At 60.4% G+C, this 17,701-nt stretch carries 17 protein-coding genes and 1 tRNA gene; 11 read left to right on the top strand and 7 right to left on the bottom strand.

Features of this window, described 5'->3' with window-relative positions:
• Nucleotides 1-58 precede the first annotated feature (58 nt).
• From flgA to BM382_RS10240, 4 genes are all read left to right on the top strand, one after another.
• A complete protein-coding gene (gene flgA / locus BM382_RS10255) occupies nt 59-820 on the top strand; it encodes a flagellar basal body P-ring formation chaperone FlgA (protein ID WP_011062746.1) in 762 nt (253 codons plus the stop codon).
• A gap of 151 nt (nt 821-971) precedes the next feature.
• Nucleotides 972-1,289, top strand: a complete 318-nt coding sequence (flgM, locus tag BM382_RS10250) for a flagellar biosynthesis anti-sigma factor FlgM (RefSeq protein WP_011062747.1) — start codon at nt 972-974, stop codon at nt 1,287-1,289.
• Nucleotides 1,290-1,337: 48 nt separating this feature from the next.
• Complete coding sequence (locus tag BM382_RS10245) at nt 1,338-1,805, top strand: flagella synthesis protein FlgN (RefSeq protein ID WP_011062748.1); 468 nt, start codon at nt 1,338-1,340, stop codon at nt 1,803-1,805.
• A gap of 96 nt (nt 1,806-1,901) precedes the next feature.
• A complete protein-coding gene (locus tag BM382_RS10240) occupies nt 1,902-2,648 on the top strand; it encodes a flagellar brake protein (protein ID WP_011062749.1) in 747 nt (248 codons plus the stop codon).
• Between the two features lie 58 nt (nt 2,649-2,706).
• Here the strand turns inward: BM382_RS10240 and BM382_RS10235 are convergent, their stop codons facing one another.
• Together BM382_RS10235 and BM382_RS10230 are read right to left on the bottom strand one after the other, a co-directional pair.
• On the bottom strand, nt 2,707-4,080 hold the full coding sequence (locus BM382_RS10235; RefSeq protein WP_019092800.1) for an MFS transporter: 1,374 nt from the start codon (nt 4,078-4,080) through the stop codon (nt 2,707-2,709).
• Nucleotides 4,081-4,152: 72 nt separating this feature from the next.
• Nucleotides 4,153-5,394 carry a glutamine synthetase family protein gene (locus BM382_RS10230; protein WP_169892267.1) on the bottom strand — a complete coding sequence of 414 codons (1,242 nt, stop codon included), beginning with the start codon at nt 5,392-5,394 and terminating at the stop codon, nt 4,153-4,155.
• 319 nt (nt 5,395-5,713) lie between these two features.
• Between BM382_RS10230 and BM382_RS10225 the strand changes: the two genes are divergently transcribed.
• The gene (locus tag BM382_RS10225; RefSeq protein ID WP_011062752.1) at nt 5,714-6,658 is read left to right on the top strand and encodes a LysR family transcriptional regulator; all 945 of its coding nucleotides are present in this window, start codon (nt 5,714-5,716) and stop codon (nt 6,656-6,658) included.
• On the opposite strand, the gene BM382_RS10220 is transcribed toward BM382_RS10225, so the two are convergent.
• Nucleotides 6,646-7,335, bottom strand: a complete 690-nt coding sequence (locus tag BM382_RS10220; protein WP_011062753.1) for a sensor histidine kinase — start codon at nt 7,333-7,335, stop codon at nt 6,646-6,648. The genes BM382_RS10225 and BM382_RS10220 overlap by 13 nt on opposite strands.
• Entirely contained in the window at nt 7,332-8,936 is a 1,605-nt protein-coding gene (locus BM382_RS10215) for a tetratricopeptide repeat-containing response regulator (RefSeq protein ID WP_011062754.1), read from the bottom strand. Before BM382_RS10215 ends, BM382_RS10220 begins: the two co-directional genes overlap by 4 nt.
• A gap of 538 nt (nt 8,937-9,474) precedes the next feature.
• On the opposite strand from BM382_RS10215, the gene BM382_RS10210 reads away from it, so the two are divergent.
• From BM382_RS10210 to BM382_RS10200, 3 genes are read left to right on the top strand one after another with little or no spacing between them, the layout of a single operon-like run.
• Nucleotides 9,475-11,802 (top strand): hypothetical protein, encoded by a 2,328-nt coding sequence (locus BM382_RS10210; RefSeq protein ID WP_072442770.1) that lies wholly within the window; start codon nt 9,475-9,477, stop codon nt 11,800-11,802.
• Complete coding sequence (locus BM382_RS10205; protein ID WP_072442768.1) at nt 11,793-13,034, top strand: hypothetical protein; 1,242 nt, start codon at nt 11,793-11,795, stop codon at nt 13,032-13,034. The genes BM382_RS10210 and BM382_RS10205 overlap by 10 nt, the downstream gene beginning before the upstream one ends.
• Before the next feature lie 7 nt (nt 13,035-13,041).
• Nucleotides 13,042-13,701, top strand: coding sequence for a DUF1266 domain-containing protein (locus BM382_RS10200; RefSeq protein WP_072442765.1), 660 nt, complete (start codon nt 13,042-13,044; stop codon nt 13,699-13,701).
• Nucleotides 13,702-13,988: 287 nt separating this feature from the next.
• Here the strand turns inward: BM382_RS10200 and BM382_RS10195 are convergent.
• Nucleotides 13,989-14,065 (bottom strand) — tRNA-Arg (locus tag BM382_RS10195).
• Nucleotides 14,066-14,358: 293 nt separating this feature from the next.
• Here BM382_RS10195 and BM382_RS10190 point away from each other — a divergent pair.
• Together BM382_RS10190 and BM382_RS10185 are read left to right on the top strand one after the other, a co-directional pair.
• Complete coding sequence (locus BM382_RS10190; protein ID WP_011062758.1) at nt 14,359-14,598, top strand: hypothetical protein; 240 nt, start codon at nt 14,359-14,361, stop codon at nt 14,596-14,598.
• A gap of 23 nt (nt 14,599-14,621) precedes the next feature.
• Complete coding sequence (locus BM382_RS10185; protein ID WP_011062759.1) at nt 14,622-14,801, top strand: PA3371 family protein; 180 nt, start codon at nt 14,622-14,624, stop codon at nt 14,799-14,801.
• Here BM382_RS10185 and phnN read toward each other — a convergent pair.
• A complete protein-coding gene (gene phnN / locus BM382_RS10180; RefSeq protein WP_015636675.1) occupies nt 14,776-15,357 on the bottom strand; it encodes a phosphonate metabolism protein/1,5-bisphosphokinase (PRPP-forming) PhnN in 582 nt (193 codons plus the stop codon). The two genes, BM382_RS10185 and phnN, sit on opposite strands and share 26 nt — an antisense overlap.
• 379 nt (nt 15,358-15,736) lie before the next feature.
• Here phnN and BM382_RS10170 point away from each other — a divergent pair, with 379 nt between their 5' ends.
• Complete coding sequence (locus BM382_RS10170) at nt 15,737-16,063, top strand: Arc family DNA-binding protein (RefSeq protein ID WP_003204761.1); 327 nt, start codon at nt 15,737-15,739, stop codon at nt 16,061-16,063.
• Between the two features lie 109 nt (nt 16,064-16,172).
• Here BM382_RS10170 and mgtE read toward each other — a convergent pair whose 3' ends face one another.
• On the bottom strand, nt 16,173-17,615 hold the full coding sequence (gene mgtE / locus BM382_RS10165) for a magnesium transporter (protein ID WP_011062760.1): 1,443 nt from the start codon (nt 17,613-17,615) through the stop codon (nt 16,173-16,175).
• Between the last annotated feature and the right edge of the window lie 86 nt (nt 17,616-17,701).

Raw genomic sequence — 17,701 nt, 5'->3', positions numbered from 1 at the left:
CTTTAAGATCCGACGCACGCTCATTGCTAAACGGCACGGCGCTTGCTTTTTAACTGTTATGAACGCCAAAACGACATTTTTCCGACGCCTGACATCCCGCTACCGCACTTTGCTGTGCGGGCTGTCGGCTCTGTGCATTTTAAACCCCGGCAACCCTGCCGTTGCTGATTCGGTCACCCTGCCTGATCTTCTTATCGGCGTCACTCAAGGGTTTCTTGAATTCACGGTAGAAGACTACCTGGCCACCAGTCAAACGGAAGGTCGCTATGAAATCCAGGTCAACCAGCTGGACCCGCGCATGCGCATGCCCAATTGCGACAAGGAATTGACAGCCAACCTGGAAAGCCCGGCCCAACCGCTGGGGCGGGTCACCGTCAAAGTGCGCTGCGAAGGCGCCTCGCCATGGACGGTATTCGTGCCGGCGCAGGTCAAGCTGTTTCGCGAGGTGGTCACCACTGCACGCCCGCTCAAGCGCGCCGGCATCATCGAACCGGAAGACGTGGTGCTGCGCGAACGGGACATCAGCCAGAACAATCAGGGCTACCTCACCTCAGTGGACCAAGCCATTGGTCAGAAACTTGTCCGACCAATGGTCGCCGACCAGCTCGTTACCCTGGCCCATCTGGAGCAGGCGGAAGTCGTGCGCAAGGGCGATCAAGTGGTGATATCGGCACGCAGCGGCACATTGAATGTGCGAATGCCGGGCGAGGCGCTGTCCAACGGCGGCATGAGCGAACAGATCCGGGTCAAGAACCTCAATTCGCAACGGGTGATCAAGGCCCGCATCACGGCGCCAGGGCAAGTGGAAGTAGCCATGTAGATAGCTGGCGCTCAACCCGTGCGTTCCCTAAACTGTGGCCGATAAAGGGTCGCAGATACCTGACCTGGTTTGTCGACAATCGAGCCTAAAGTTTTTCAGGGTATGGCCGAAAACATGGCAAGCGTCCAAATACCCAGAGGTTTACTTCATCATGGTCATCGACTTCAGCCGTTTAAACAGCTCCCCTTCACTGACAGGCAGTACGCGTACCAGCACCAGCAAGGAAACCGGTGATGCCGGCAAATCCACGCCGCTGACAACCGCCGCCGAGACCAGCAAAAGCGGGGAATCGGTACACCTGAGCAATGAGGCTCAACAGTTGCAGAAAGTCACTGACAAGCTGCGCGATCAGCCTGCCGTCGACAAAGCCCGGGTGGCCGAGTTGAAGCAAGCGATTGCCGATGGCAGCTATAAGGTCGACAGCAACCGCGTAGCCAGCAAACTGCTTAACTTCGAAGCCCAGCGCTAGCCCCAGGCTTGCGCCAGGCTTTTGGACGCTTAATCCCCAAGGCCAGCCATGCACGACACCAACCTACTGCAATTGATCAACGATGACCTTGCTCCAGCGCAACACTTGCTGGAGCTGCTACGCGCCGAGTCTATTGCCCTCCACGGCCGCGACATGCCGCTGCTGGAAGATATCCTGGCGCAGAAGCAAGCCTTGGTCATCTTGCTGGAACAGCATGGCCGTAAGCGCACGCAAATTCTTGCCAGCCTGAACCTGCCGACCAACCGCGAGGGGCTCGAGCAACTGGCCAGCCACTCCAGCCTGGGCGCGCAATTGCTCGAACAGAGCAATGTCCTGACCCAATTGCTTGCCGAGTGCCAAGCTGCCAACGAGCTCAATGGTCGCTCGATCCAGATCCAACAGGCCACCACCGCCAACCAACTGAAAATCCTCAATGGTGGCGAACCTCCTGCCCTATACGACGCCCGCGGCTCTACCTCAATGCTTGCGAAGCCACGCCCACTCAGTCAGGCTTAAACCCAAAAAATGAGCGCGCGCTACCAAGCCGTGAAACATGCTGGCAAAATGCTGGCTCCTGCGTGTAGTTGTATTTTGTCTGGAGATTGATGAACCGTGTTCAACGCCTCAAATGCGGAAGATACTCCGCAGCCACCCAAGGTGCTCACCACTGCGTTGGAGATCTCTTCCAACCTGCGGTTGCTGCAAGAGAGCCATGACCCGCTGATCATCACTTTCCACGAGCGTAGCCAGCGCTTCCAAAGCTATCTGGTGGAAGTGGACCGCGATAGCAACATGATCGCCCTCGACGAAATGATTCCCCGCGACGGTGAACGCTTCCTGCTCGCAGGTGAACCGTTTCGCGTTGAAGGCTTTCATGAAGGCGTACGCATCGCCTGGGAAAGCAACGGCTTGCCCACCCTCGACGAATCCAACGGCGGCCGCTGCTACCGCACCACCCTGCCGGACGAAGTGGTCTACCACCAGCGCCGCAACGCCTTTCGTGCCGCCCTGAAGCTAGCACAACTGGTAGACATCGAACTGAGCGGCGAAAAACTCAAATCGCCCCTCAGCGGCAAGCTGCTGGACATTTCCGCCACCGGCTGCAAATTGCGTTTCGACGGCGATATTTCCTCACGCCTGCAACTGGGCCAGGTTTACGAGCGCTTTATCGCCGCCCTGCCCTTCGGCAGCATGACGGCCCCGGTGGAACTGCGTTACCTGCACCACGAAGAACGCATCGACACCACCTTTGCCGGCGTACGCTTCCACAACATGAGCGGCCTGGTACAGCGCCAGGTCGAACGCTTCGTCTATCAACTGCAGCGTGAAGCGCGGCGCTTCGATAAAGACGACCTCTGACTCAAAGGCATCAATGAAAACGGGCAGTGCCTTGCGGCAACTGCCCGTTTTTTTGCGCCTAAGGCCTGGCCCCGCTGAGGTGTTCCCGGGCGCATTCCTCGGCAGGCGGTTCATCCGCAGCCTGCGGGGTATCCGCTGCAGGTTCATCAGGCGCAGCTTCCGGCGCGGGCGCGCTCTGCATCTGGTCCTGAACCACCTGTTCGTCAACCCGCGGATCCAGAGCCGCCACCAACGGTGAACTGGACATGCTGTCCGGCATCGCCACGTGATGCAGTGGCGCATCGTCGACCTGATGCAGATTGGTCACGGCCTTCGGCCGAATCCGCCAGACCAGCACCAGGGCAAAGAAACTGAAGAAGGCGTAGAGCATTTGGCTACCGAACAACTTCATCAGCACCCCTGCCGCCAAAGGACCAATACTCGCACCCACGCCATAGGTCACCAGCAGCATCGCCGTCAGCGAGACCCGTCGATCCCCTTCCACATGGTCATTGGAGAACGCCACCGCCAGTGGATAGAGACAGAACTGCACCAGGGAACACAGGAAGCCCAGAACAAACAGGACCTCCAGCGGCACCGAAGGCAGGATCGCCAGGGGCAGGGCCACCACCGCCAGGAACAAGGCGAAACAGCGGATCAGCAGCGCCCGGTCATAGCGGTCGGACAGCCAGCCCAGCGGCCACTGCACCACCAGCCCGGCGAAAATGCAGCTACCCATGAACAGACCCACCTGCTCGGTGCTCAAGCCCTGTTGCGAGGCATAGAGCGGCGCCAGACCGTAGAACGAACCGACGATCAGCCCCGAACCCAATACCGTGCTCAGCGATTGCGGTACACGCTTGATAAAGAAGCGCGGCTCCATGGGTGCAGGGCGCAAGGGTGCCGGGTGAATGCGCCGGGTCATGGCCACCGGCACCAGGCACAGGGCAAAGCACAGCGCCACCAGCATCAGCAGCTCCAGGCCCAGGGCCGGGTGCATGACCAGTATCAACTGCCCCAGCACCAGGCCCAGGTAAGAGGCAATCATGTAGCCGCTGAACACCAGCCCGCGCTGCTTGGCGTCGGCCTGCTCATTGAGCCAGCTTTCGATGACCATGTACTGGCACATCATCCCCAGGCCCACGATCATCCGCAGCACCAGCCAGGCCGGCAACCAGTCCACCAGGCCGTGGCCCAGCACTGCCGCGCCGACAATCCCGGCACAGGTGGCGTAGGCACGGATATGCCCGACCCGGGCAATCAGTCGGTGCCCCAGCTTGCCCCCCAAAACCAGGCCGAAATAGTTGGCCGCCATCAAGGCCCCCACCCATAGCCCGTCGACATGATCGGCAGCCAGGCGCAGGGCCAGATAAGTGCTGAGCAGGCCAGAGCCGATCAGCATCATCAGCGACGCGAAATAAAGCGCTCGAAAGGATTTCCAGATTTGGCGCATCGGCGTTCCGAGCGGCTCCTTGAATGAGGTATCGAGCCCCGGCAAACCGGGGCCCGACCAGCGACGGTTCGGTTATGCCTGGGCCGCTAACACACGCCGCTCCCAGGGAGTAATTTCATCAAAGAAACTGGTCAACTCCATGGTCTTCGAAGCGATGTAGCCTTCGATGAACTCGTTGCCGAACAGTTCCCTGGCCAACTGGCTACGTTTCAGACGCTCCAGGGCCGCATGCAAGGTACAGGGCAACGAAAGATTGTCCGGCACTTCGAACTCACCCTGGATGGCAGCGGTTGGCTCCAACTCGTTCTCGATGCCATGCAAACCTGCTGCCAGGCTCGCGGCGATCGCCAGATAAGGATTGGCGTCCGCCCCCGGCAGACGATTTTCCACCCGTCGCGCCACCGGTGAACTGGCCGGAATCCGCAGGCCAGCGGCCCGATTGTCGTGGGACCAGCACGCATTGTTCGGCGAAGCGTAAGGATGACACAAGCGCTGATAGGAGTTCACATTGGGGGCGAACAAGGCGGTGAAGTCGGCGAGGCCGGCCTGCAGGCCGCCAATGAAATGCCGGAACATCGCCGTAGGTTGCCCGGCGTCGTCACTGAAAACGTTACGGCCGTTACCCATCTCCACCAGGCTCTGGTGTATATGCATCGAGCTGCCCGGCGTGTGAGCCAAGGGCTTGGCCATGCAGACCACGATCAGGCCGTGCTTGAGCGCCACCTCCTTGAGCAGGTGCTTGAACAGGAAGGTCTGGTCCGCCAACAACAGCGGGTCACCGTGCAACAGGTTGATTTCGAACTGGCTGACGCCCATCTCGTGCATGAAGGTATCGCGGGGCAGGCCCAGGGCGGCCATGCCTTCGTAGACCTCCTTGAAGAATGGCCGCAGACCATTGTTGGAACTCACGCTGAACGCCGAATAGCCTTCCTCCCGGCGCCCATCCAGGCCGACCGGCGGCCGGAAGGGCTGCGCTGGATCGTCATTGGCCGCGAACACGAAGAACTCGAGCTCGGTGGCCACCACCGGCGCCAGGCCCAGGGCGGCATAACGGGCGATTACCTGCTTGAGCTGCCCACGAGTGGAGAGCCGCGAACTCTCGCCGCTGAGCTCATCGGCGTCACAGATAGCCAGCGCTCTGGGCGTTTCGCTCCAGGGCAGGCGGTGGATCTGCCGGGGGTCGGCATTGAGCGCCAGGTCGCCGTCGTCGCTGCCGTAGAAACGTGCTGGCGGATAACCGCCCATGATGCATTGCAGCAGCACCCCCCGCGCCATCTGCAAGCGCCGCCCTTCGAGGAACCCCTCGGCGGTCATTACCTTGCCCCGCGGCACGCCATTCAGATCCGCGGTGACACATTCGATCTCATCAATGCCCGTCAATCGCTCGGCGAGTGAACTGTGGCCATCGGTTGTCATGACTCAATCCTTGTTGTTATACGAGCCGCGAACGGCGACCCGTACAAAATACGCACCACCCGTTCAGGATTTCAAGCAGGCGTGAGTAAAATCCCCGGCCCTGCCCCCACTGGCGGGGCAAGCAGGCCGCCAGCCTTGTTACAGGTCCATGGTGTCCATCAATCAGGACAAGGGAGTAGGCTCGACACGTCGCCTACGCCAACTTGAGGGAGCGCCCATGCTGGGAAGCCTTGCCGATATTGATTTGCGGATGCTGCGGGTGTTCTGCGCCATCGTTGATGCCGGCGGGTTCACCGCAGCCCAGGCACGGCTCAACACCAGCCTGTCGCGACTGAGCGTGGTGGTCCGGGACCTTGAGGAGCGCCTGGGCTACTCCCTGTGCAGGCGCGGTAGCAGCGGATTTCAGCTGACCGATCAGGGCCAGGAGCTGTTCGAGGCAGCACAGTTGCTGTTCGCCGACATCGAGCGCTTTCGCCAGCACGCCAACCGCCTCGGCCCCATCACCCGCGAGCAGTTGCAGATCGGCAGTGTCGACAGCCTGATCAGCCTGCCCTATGCCCCCCTGTCTCTGGCCCTGGGCCATCTGCGCCGGCGCCTGCCCCAGGTACGGCCGAACCTGCACCTGATGCGCCCCGACGAACTGGAACAGGCCGTGCTCGACGAACGCCTGCACCTGGCCATCGGCGCTTTCCACCATCAACTGTCGGGGTTGCACTATCAGCACCTGTTCGAGGAGGAACAGAACCTCTACTGCGCCAACGGCCATCCGCTGTTCCCGCGCACCGACGAAACCCTGACCCTGGAAGAGATCTGCGCCGCCGACTATGTGAGCCGGGGCTACATGGCGGAGCACCAGCGCCCCCATGACCTGCACTTCAACCAGAGCGTCAGCGCCTACGCCATGGAGGCCATCGCCACGCTGATTTTCTCCGGCACCTACCTGGGTTACCTGCCCAGCCACTATGCAACGGCCTGGGTGGCCAAGGGCCAACTGCGCGCCTTGCTACCCGAGCGCCTGGCCTACCGCTCGCACTTTCACTGCATCACCCGCCAGGGCCAGGAACCCAAGGTCGCACTGGCAACCTTTCTGGAATGCCTGGCCCTGGCCGGGCGGCAACTGGGCGAGGCACACCTTCAACCACTCGCGGCTCAGGGCAAGTAGAGCTTGAACAACCCGCCGCCCAATGGGCCGCCGTTGCTGATCCGAGTGTGGCCGCACACGCCATTGCGCTGATGCAATTCGGCAATGCGCCCGGCAAAGTACAGGCCCAGCCCGGTGCTGCCGCTGCTTTGATTGATGCCCTGCACATAGTCGGCCTGACGCTCGATCATCCCTTGGGGATAGCCTTCGCCATCGTCGTTGATGGACAGCACCACCTGCCCTTCCTCATCACTGACGCTGATCAGCAGGGCATGACGTGCATGGCGAATGGAATTGTTGATGCAATTGGCCAATACCGAGGCGATCAGCTCACGATCGAAGAACCCCAGGGGGCTCAGCGGATCGACTTCATAGGCGGCGGAAATGCCACGGCTCTTGAACACGTCCTGATGGCTCACCAGTTGCGCTTCGATGAAGTCATCCAGTTCGTGGTAGGCCGGCTGCAACGGCAGCTGGTTGATCCCCAGCTTGTACAGCCCCAGCAGTTGCACCAGCATGCCGTTGAGGTGGGCGAACTGATAGTCGATCACCCCCTGCTCTGGCGCATTCTGCTGCTCGGGCAAGCGCGCCAGCCACTGGGCGTGAGCCTGCATCAGCATGGCCAGGGAGTTCTTCATGTCATGTACGGTGGAGGCGATCACCGTGGAAAAGTCGAGCGCCTGTTGCTTTTCGATCATTGGCCAAACGCCTTGCTTCGCAGCTTCTGATAGCGCGGATAACGCGCGTCGGTATCGGGCATCATGCCCACCAATTTAAGGCACGCCCGGCATTCTTCCAGGAGTGCCGCGTCCGGATTGGCGTCGGCGCCGTGCAGCAGCGACTGGGCCATGTTCAGGGCAATACTGATGTTCTTCGGTTGCATGGCCAGGGCCTTGCGGAACAACTCCCGCGCTTCCACGAGGTTGCCGCCCTTGTAGCTGCGCACGCCCTGACGGTTGATATCGGCGGCGGCATTGGAAGAACTGAGGATAGTCGGGTCGTCGGTCAGCTTGGCGATGTTCTGCATGACCTTCGGATCGTCACCATAGATCTCCGCACAGTTCTTGAGCATCGAAGCACCGGCACTGGCCTGCCCCAGCATCTGCAGTTGCTTGGCCACCAGCAGCGCCGCTTCGGGGCTCATGAACTGCTCCATGCCGTCCAGGCGCAGCAGCGCCTGCTCGGTGAGTTTTTCCGCGGTCTCGGCATCATTGAGCAACAGGCTCGTGGCCTTCATCAGCCGCGCGCGAATCTGCAGGCCCGGGTCAGTGGGATTCTCCTTGGCCACGGCACTCAGGGTCTGGTTGATTTCCAGCCGGGTGCGCGTGTCCAGGCCCCTCTCGCTGCCCTTGCTGATCAGGGCATGGGCCAGCCCGAGGTTGCTTTCCGGGTCCTTGAAACGCGACTGCGCGCCCTGGGACACCGCTTGGCGATAGGCCCGGGAGGCGCTGTCAAAGTCTTCGTTGGCCATGGCCAGCTTGCCCAGCAATGCCTGGCGCCGCACGGCCAGGGGAGAAAGGCGCACCGCCTCTTCCAGCACGTTCTGGGCCCGCTGGGTATCGCCTTCGGCTACCAGCACCTCTGCCAGCCCGTCGTAGAGGCCCGGCATCATCGGAAAGGCCTTCAAGGCCTTTTCATAAACCGCCTTGGCCTCGCCAACCTGCCCGCGCTTGAACAGCAGGCGCCCCAGCCCGACGTAGGCCCAGGGCAGCGGCCGGTCCGCCAGGATGCTGTTGTACAGGCGCTCCAGGGCCTCGTTCTGATGCATGTCGCGCAGGGCATCGGCGCGGTAGCGCAGGCACAACGGCGCATAACGCGGGTCCTGCTTGCACAGGGCGATGCAGGCGTTGAGCACCTCCACCGGCTTGCCCCGGTCAAGGGCCTGGAGAATGGGTTTGAGCAACGTCTTGCGCTGCTGCAGGCGCTCCAGGCGCTGGGCCAGACCGGAGCGGTTGAAAGGCTTGGTCAGGTAGGCATCGGGCTCATGCTCCAGGGCACTGAGCACCATGGCCTGGCTGCTCTCGGCGGTGACCATGAGGAACACGCTCTCATGGCTGATGAGCTTTTCCAGCATCAGGTCTTCGAGCACCTGCTGGCCGTTTTTCTTGCCGTCGCCCAGGTGATAGTCCTGGAGGATGAAGTCGTAGCGCTTCTGCGCGCACATGCGCAGGGCCTGCTCGCCAGTGTCGGCGGTGTCTACATCCTTGACGCCCAGCTCACGCAGCATCGAACGCACCGAACTGCGGAAGTCCGAGAAATCATCGACGATCAAAAAGCTCTTTTGGTGGTACGCCAGCATCGAAGATTCCAGGCAAGTAAGAAGATCAATCCAAAGACAGCAGGACCCACCCGGCTTCGCAGCCTGTTTTTGGCGCGCAGATAATAGCTGCTGGCCACGGGCTATCAAGCACTTTCCGGCCGGCCTGTGATCCAGGCCGCCACTTGGGAACACAATTGTCCACTGAGGTTATCGGCCGGATTACGCATTCCCTTATAGCCGACGGGCGGCATTTCACCGCGGATTACACAAGTCTCGACCAGCCCGTGTACTCAGCCGTAAAAGAGGCCCGTTTGCACGCTCAAACCTTGGATTCTGAAACATCACCTGATAGCGTGCAGCGCCTCACAGCCTCGATCGTTTCTTGCCGGAAATGCCCCTGCATTGCAGAGGGTCTGCCGCGCAATAAAGGGTCCATCAGTCGCAAGCGTCGCAGGCTTGCGACCCGGGTGTCGAAGGATCGGCATGACACCCCACGGCGGCACCAACGACGAGGAAATGCCGGTCTGCCAGGCAGTGCATCACGTGATGCGCAGGTCATTATCAAATGGAGTTAACGATGGCGCATAACAGCAGTGCGATAACCGGCATTGAACTGGAACAGTTCATGGACCGCCTGGAGGCGCAACAGCAAGAACAGGAAACCGATGCCCTGCTGGCTCAGTTGCAGGCACAACCGCTGCAGGCCGACTCCCTGGCGTCCATCGACCGCCTGCACACCCTGTGGATGCAGGCCGGTGATTCAGCGGCAGCCCGGGCCGTCATCGATCAGGATGGCGACGCTCTTGTACAAGCCGCCCCAGAGCCGGCCCGCGCCGAGCTGATGATGAACCTGGCTATCCTGCGCCTGCGGGTCGCCAACTACCTCGATGACGAGCCAACCCTGATCGAAGTGCTCGGACAGCTCGAACAGATGGCCACGCAAACCCTGGATTTCAATGTCGAGCATTACCGCCGCTATCGGATCTTCGACGATCTGGAACGCGCTAGTTGTGAAATAGCACTGAAAACCATCGAAGTGCGCTACGCCCTGACCCTGGGCAACCCTGCCCGCGCAGCCCTGCGTGCCTGGGATGCCGCCGATCAGTATCAGCGCCGCGCCCGAGTCCTGGCCCACCACGACCGCAATGAAGAGGCCCGTAGTGCAGCCCTGGAGGCGGTCAACGCCGTACGTACCGCCGGCCCGGACCAGGATATCGATGAAGGCGACTGGCTGTGGTTGGGCAACTCGCTGATCGAGATCATTCCGCTGCGCCTGGCACTGTTCGAGCAACCCATCGCGCAACTGACCGCTGGCCGCTCCCTGCCCCAGCGCCGCGAATGGGAAGTGCGCACTGCACGCTTGGCGGCCCGCGCCCTGCACGCCCAGGGCGACCTGGCCGGCGCCCTGAAGATCTGCAATGCCGCAGCCCTGAGCCTGGATTCCGACGGCGGCAACAACTTTATCGAATACGAATTGCCCTGGCTGATGGAAGCTGGCCGCATCGACGAAGCCGGATTTCGCGCATTCATCGATGTCTATGACCGGCAAACCGAGCTATGGCCAGCCACCGCCCGCCTGGTACTCGATCGCCTGCAAGACCCTGATGAGCGCAGTGCCTGGTGGCCGATTTGCGTGATGCGTGCCTGTATCACCGAGGAAGTGCTGCAGAGTTTCCTGCAAGCACTGTCAAGCATCGAAACCAGCGAGTCTGCCACCACGCCACTGCTGGCCGCACTCTCCCTGGCCATGGAGGACCTGCAAGCTGGCGACGCGCTGTATACCGAAGCTCGTGCAGAAGCGGTGCGTCGCGCGCCCGATCACCCCTGGATCACCCGCCTGGCAGCCGTGCACGACGCTGAGCACGGCCTGATCGATGCGGCCACTGAAGCCAGCCTGCTGCAAAACGCCATCCAGGCAGGCCGCATGCAAGACAACCGCAGTGCGTTTTCGCTGTTTGCCGCTCGGATCAACAGCCAAGGGATTATCGAGGCACTCAAAGCGCCCAAGCCCGTCCTGTCCTGCGGCAAGCACGCCTACAACTACGCACTGGGCATTGAAGACCTGGCCGAAGCAGAAGCCGACAAACTGCCCCCGGACGCCCGGGACCAGGCCTATTCGTTGCTGCGCGAAGCCCAGAGAGATGCCTACGAGCAGGGCCAGGCCCATATGGAGCGCTATTTCGCCAGCGGCAGCGGCCACCCGTACGATGCCTGCGCGCACCTGTATTCCATGCTCTGCAACAACCTGGCGATCAACTACCGCTACTACAACCCGATTCGCTACGAAGACGCCATCGAACTGCATACACGGGGCATCGCCGCCAGCCCGTTCGCCGAACACTACAATGGGCTGCTCAGTGCGCGTATCAGCCTGGAGGATCTGCCCGGCATTATCGATGCTGCGGAACAGCTTTGGCATTATTCGGCCGAGTTCGGCTACAGCCGCCACAACCCGGATGAATACGTAGCCTCGGTGGCGTACGCCCTGTACAAGCTCGATCGCGACAATGAGATCCTCATCTGGCTCGAACGCCTGCTCAAGTGGCAGGAAGAGCAAGGCGTCAGCGATCAGCAACTGGACAGCTCGGCGCTGTTTGCCCGGATCCAGGTCGCACGCTACCTGGCCCATGCCCATCCGGACAACGCCGACAGCCTCTGGCAGCGTTACCAGCCGGCGGTACTGTCCCTGAACGAAGTCTCGGTCATGTCCGCCTCGGTGGACTTCCTCAAGGCCCGGGGGCGGGCCGCCGAAGCCATTGACTACTGCGCACGCACCCTGGCCCTGTGTGCCCCGGACGACGATTACGACATCCGGTGCCGTGCCCGGATCGAGCAAATCCTGAGCGAGCTGCAAGCCCCGGCTCAACCGGCCGGCAAGAAAAACTGGTGGCAGATATGGAAGTAAGCGTCGACAAGCGCAGCCCCAGCTACGCCCCGCGCAACCTGCTCAATGCCGATGAACTGAAACGCGGCATCACCCAGCGCAGCCAGCAGCGCAAGGACGAGCACGCAGTGCAGGGCTGGCTGTTGAACCACTTCTATCGCCACCTGGCGGGCAACTTCGAACCGGCACGGCGCATCCAGTCCCTGGATGACGCCTGTACGGCCCTGGGTAGCGACTCGGTGCCGGCCTGGGTGAACGGCTATTTCGAGCGCGCTGCCAAGGCGCAATCCGAAGACCCCGCCAAAGCCCTGGCGCCCCTGGTCTGGATCGACCCGCAGGAGCCGCAGCTGCTGCACCAGGAAGCCCAACTGGTGGAGTTCCTGACCTCACGCAAAGGCACGGCTCTTGAGGGCAAGCTGGATCGCATTACTTGCCCGCAAGCGCTGGCATTGTGGGAAAAGGAGCATGCACAAATGGCGGCCCGGGTCGACCAGGGGTGGCGCCAGAGCTCTGCCGAAGCCCTGAACGTGACCCTCACCTGTGCCGAGCACACCTGGGTCGAACTGCGCCCGCAAAGCCCGCTGTTGCGTGCCGAGATGGCTTTTGAAAGCTACGTGATGCGCCATTGCCTCGGGCAGTTCGCCAACCGTCGGGCCCTGACCGGCGGCTACGGAGAGCGTTACGCCGAAGCGGTGGAACAGCAGAGCATGCGCGTGTTCAGCCTGCGCGATGCTCAAGGCCAACCCCACATCACCATCAGCCTGATCATCCAGGACGACGGTGCACTGACGGTGGAGCAGGTCAAAGGCAAGCAGAACCGCCCGCCCATCGAACGTTATTTCCACGACCTGCTGCGCTTTCTCAACACCCTGGGTACCGACCAACAGACCCCGGCCGACTGCATTGCCATCGGCATAGTACGTACCGAGGCGGGTTGGCTGCGTATCGAAGAAGTCAGTGATCCTCAAACCCAGACCCGTCTGGTAGCCCGTTACCCACAGTTGTTCCGACGGCTGGAAGCCCCTTCGGCCATGGTCGAGTGGCTGGTCGCGGCACGCCAGTCCGACCTGCTGCTGGAGGTCGCGCCCCAGGCGCCGACCGTCAAGTACGCCACCCGTCACATCTTCAAGAAAACCCCCTTGCCACCACGTCAGGCCGAGGACCCGCAGTATCGGACCGAAGGCGTGCCCTGGTCAGATATGTCCCCATCCCTGGCCGAAGAAATCAGCACATGGCAAAACAGAAGCAGGTAATACGCAGATGATGACGGTAATTGTCGTGCTATTCGGCGCCTGGCTGGGCTGGCGTCACTTTCGCCGCCCGTCGGGAACATCCCTGGTGGTATTCACACCACGCAAGCGTTGGGCACTGACACTGGCACAACCCATGGTCGATGCCACCGGAATGACCGGTTTCTACGACCCCGATACCACCCACTTCATGGATCAGGCGAAAAGCACCCTACGGGCCTCGTTGCTGCACCAGATCGGTTTTCGCAGCAACGCCACCGACGACGAAGTCTGCGTCCACCTCAATGGCACCCTGGAGCGCCAGTGGTTTCGTATTGACCTGCATGGCCTGAATCCCAGTGATGACCCGCGAGCAGCCATGGCCTTCGCCTGCGTGCGCAGCGCATTTTTTGTCCGTTGCGCCATGTTGATGAGCTGGCTCGAACCTGAAACAGGGTGGCGCATCATGCTGCTCAACGCCCAGCGGGCCCAGGACTGCTTCAACGATTGGGAAGACTTCGGCAAGGCCTTCATGCTGGGCCGCCAGCAATGGATAGCCGCATTCAGAGCCGATTCGCTGGGAACTTCATTCAATGAAGCGAAGCTGAGCCAGTTGCTTGCACCCGGCAGCGGAGTATGGGCAAGCGTTGACTGGAAGGGATTGCCGGCGCTCTGTCCGGTAGCGGATTGACATTTCTGGCCCTGGCGACAAGCAGCCAGATCAGCAAAACAACGTGAATCCTTGCAGGCCATCAAAAACACTCACTGTGGCCCTATTCACAAGCACGTAGCCCCACGCTGGTCAGGCTGTCACCAATACAAGAAAAAGAGCCCGTTATTTAACGTGCCCCTCGGATAGACGACATCAAAAAAGCCCCGCCCGAGGATCGCCCGGTGGGGCTTTTCTTTGTTCTTTCGCTCCGGGGTCCAAGAACAGATCAACCGCGCAGGGATCAGCCCAGAAAGATACGAATTATATGGTGTCCCAGGGCAGGTTCGAACTGCCAACCTTCCCCTTAGGAGGGGGATGCTCTATCCAATTGAGCTACTGAGACAAAACAGCGAGCGCCATTGCGGCACGGCGCGGAGGACGGCGTGCATGTTAACGGCCAAGGCTGCATTTGTCATGTGATCCATAGGGCTTTTTGCAGGAAGCATCAGGCTCGCCCCGCGGCTTCGATGCCGCGTCGTGCAAATTGCATCACTGCAAAAAGCCATCATTGCAAAATGCAATTAAAGAGACTTTAAAAATCAGCTCAACATATTGTTTTTAAAGACTTTATCGCCAGGTAAACTCTTGGCACGCAGGCTGCTTAATCAGTGGATAAACACTGAGGAGATGCCGCCCATGAATAGCGCTCTGTTGCTCTTGAATGCGATTGCCATCGCCGTATTGGCGGCCTTTCACTTTCAACCTGCAGATGACGCTGCCCCTGGCGGGACATCCTTCGCCCATTACCAGCAACGCCTGGCACCCCAGCTGGCAGTCATGAACACCCAGATTGAGCCTGGCTCAGTGACCCGGGTTACCCAGGGAAAAGCCTCACAACAGCCAGCCGCCGCACCCACTGAACGCTGGGTATTTTGAGACCGAGACTACAGGAGCCATTTATGTCCACCGCCGCCAAAAGCCTGCTTGTTCTGACGCTACTCAGCGCCATTGCCGCTGTGTTCCTGCCTGAAGAACCTCTGGGCAGCGCGCCACTAATCATCAGCGGCTCACTGTTCGGCCTGTTCCTGCTGGCACTGCTGGCTGGCCGCAGGATCAAGTTCGACCCTGTATTGCGCTGATACCGTGCTCTTGCAATATGCCTAAGAGGCGCCTCAAGGTAACCTGCAATTCGGCAGAATTATCCAGGCGAACCACTCCCTCCTCATCCAGCCAGCCGGCATGGGCAAACTGTTCATTACGCTGCAGGCGCTCTTCTATCTCCGGCAGGCTTTCCCTGGCCCGACGCAGCAAGCGACGGCGTAATACTTCGTTATCAACCGTCAGAACTATCGGAATCAGATCGGGATACCGAGCTCGCGCCCTGGACAGATAGCCTCTGGACCCGTTGACCAGGACATTGCGCCCCTGCGCCAACCAGCTATCGATCACCACGGGAATCCCATAACCCAGGCCATTGGCCTGCCAGAACAAAGCGAAATCCCCCCGGCCTACTCGTCCCGCGAACTCCTCGGCGGTGACCTCAATCGCCTCCTCTCCCACCGACTCGGCAGAGCGCGTGATCACCCTTCTTGCCACTTCACAGCCCAACGCACTTAAAGGCTGCCGGGCCGCATCAATCAGGCTATCCTTGCCGGCCCCTGAAGGCCCCATCAAGTAGATCAACCTACCCGGCATGGGTGGCTGCTCCGCAGAGCACAACTAGTAAATCGGCCATTTGCCACTATCCTCTGAAAGGTAGGGATTACACTTTCACCCGCATAGCATGCACCTTCGTCGGTGCACTGACACTCCCGCAGGATGGGAGAATGCGGCCAGCAACGCGGACCCGACGAACTTTTCAAACCAGTCCGCATTTCTGATAATTGGTGCTGGCATAACGCCTTTATCCAGTTCAATATTTGTCACAGAATTGACGCCAAGGATCTGGCAATTTTGAGGCATGATGCGGGCCTCTTAACAATTCAGGTTGAACATTTGGCATTCAGGCTTGTCCTAAAAGACAGCCCGCGGCCAATTCCGAGAACCGCTCCCCCTGAACTAACCGGTTAAATATATGCGCCCATTGAAACAGGCAATTTATTCCAGCCGTACGGCTGACAAGTTCGTCGTACGTCTACCCGACGGGATGCGTGAACGCATTGCCGAGGTGGCTCGCAATCATCACCGCAGCATGAACTCCGAAATCATCGCGCGCCTGGAACAGAGTCTTATTCAGGAAGGCGCCTTGGGTGAAGAGCTGAGCATGCGCCTGGACAGCCCCGAACTGTCCTTGCATGAGCGCGAACTGCTTCAACGTTTCCGCCAACTCTCACATCGCCAGCAAAACGCTTTGGTTTCGCTGATCGCCCATGACGCTGAAATGGCCGCAGACGCCACCTGATTGCATCTCGCAAGCTCAAGCCAGCCTAGTCGCTGGCTTTTTTTTGCCCCGCCAAAAGCAGCGAAGCGCCATTTAGGCGCTTCGTCGGTAACCAGCAGGGAAGTACGGCTCAAAGCAGGAAAATGGTCGCCAGGCCGAGAAAGATGAAAAAGCCGCCACTGTCAGTCATGGCGGTGATCATCACGCTAGCGCCCATCGCCGGATCACGCCCCAGGCGCGCCAGGGTCATGGGGATCAGAACCCCCATCAGCGCCGCCAGCAGCAGGTTCAAGGTCATGGCAGCGGTCATGACCACCCCCAGCGACCAGCTCCCGTAGAGCATGTACGCCACGACACCGATCACCCCACCCCAGACCAGGCCATTGATCAGGGCTACGGCCAGCTCTTTACGCATCAAGCGCGAGGTGTTGCCAGTGCTCACCTGGTCCAGGGCCATTGCCCGGACAATCATGGTGATAGTCTGATTACCCGAGTTGCCACCGATACCCGCAACGATGGGCATCAGGGCCGCCAACGCCACCAGCTTTTCAATCGAGCCCTCGAACAGCCCAATCACCCGGGACGCGACAAACGCGGTAATCAGATTGATTGCCAGCCAGGCCCAACGGTTGCGCAAGGATTTCCAGACCGAGGCGAAGATGTCTTCCTCTTCCCGCAGACCGGCCATGTTGAGGACTTCGGTCTCACTTTCCTCACGAATCAGGTCGACCATTTCGTCGATGGTCAAACGGCCGATCAACTTGTCGTTCTTGTCGACCACAGGGGCCGAAATCAGGTCATAACGCTCAAATGCCTGAGCCGCGTCGTAGGCATCTTCATCCGGGTGAAAACTCACCGGATCACTGGCCATGACCTCGGCGACCTGCTTGTCCGGGTCATTGACCAGCAGACGCTTGATCGGCAGCACCCCTTTGAGCACGCCGTCGTAGTCCACCACGAACAGTTTGTCGGTGTGGCTTGGCAATTCTTTCAGGCGACGCAGATAACGCAGGACCACTTCCAGGCTGACATCCTCGCGGATGGTCACCATCTCGAAGTCCATCAGCGCACCGACCTGCTCCTCGTCATAGGACAGCGCGGAGCGAACACGCTCACGCTGCTGGCCGTCGAGAGCCTCCATCAGCTCATGGACGACGTCTCGCGGCAGCTCGGGGGCCAGGTCAGCAAGTTCGTCAGCGTCCATCTCCTTGGCGGCAGCCAGGAGCTCGTGATCGTCCATGTCGGCGATCAGGGTTTCACGTACGGAATCGGATACTTCGAGGAGGATGTCGCCGTCACGCTCGGCCTTGACCAACTGCCAGACGGTCAGACGCTCTTCCAGAGGCAAGGCTTCAAGGATGTAGGCAACGTCAGCAGAGTGCAGATCATCGAGCTTGCGTTGCAACTCGACGAGGTTCTGCCGATGGACCAGGTTCTCGACCCGGTCATGATGATGGCCTTCCTGACGGTGCGTCAGGTCTTCAACTACCCGCTGGCGCTGCAGCAGCTCGACGACTTGAGCCAGGCGGTCTTGCAGGCTTTCCTGCGTTTTCTTTACTTCTACTTCGGTCATAGGCGAACTCCACTCCCAGCAGAGGAGCACGCCGGAAGGATCAATCAGTCAGTTCATGATTGTTAAAACGGGATACTGAGTAACTA

Origin of the sequence: Pseudomonas sp. NFPP25 (assembly GCF_900116505.1) — a bacterium.
In the GTDB taxonomy this organism is placed as follows: Bacteria; Pseudomonadota; Gammaproteobacteria; order Pseudomonadales; family Pseudomonadaceae; genus Aquipseudomonas; species Aquipseudomonas protegens.
The sequence above is the reverse complement of the archived record's forward strand: the minus strand, read 5'-3'. Positions and strand labels throughout refer to the sequence as shown.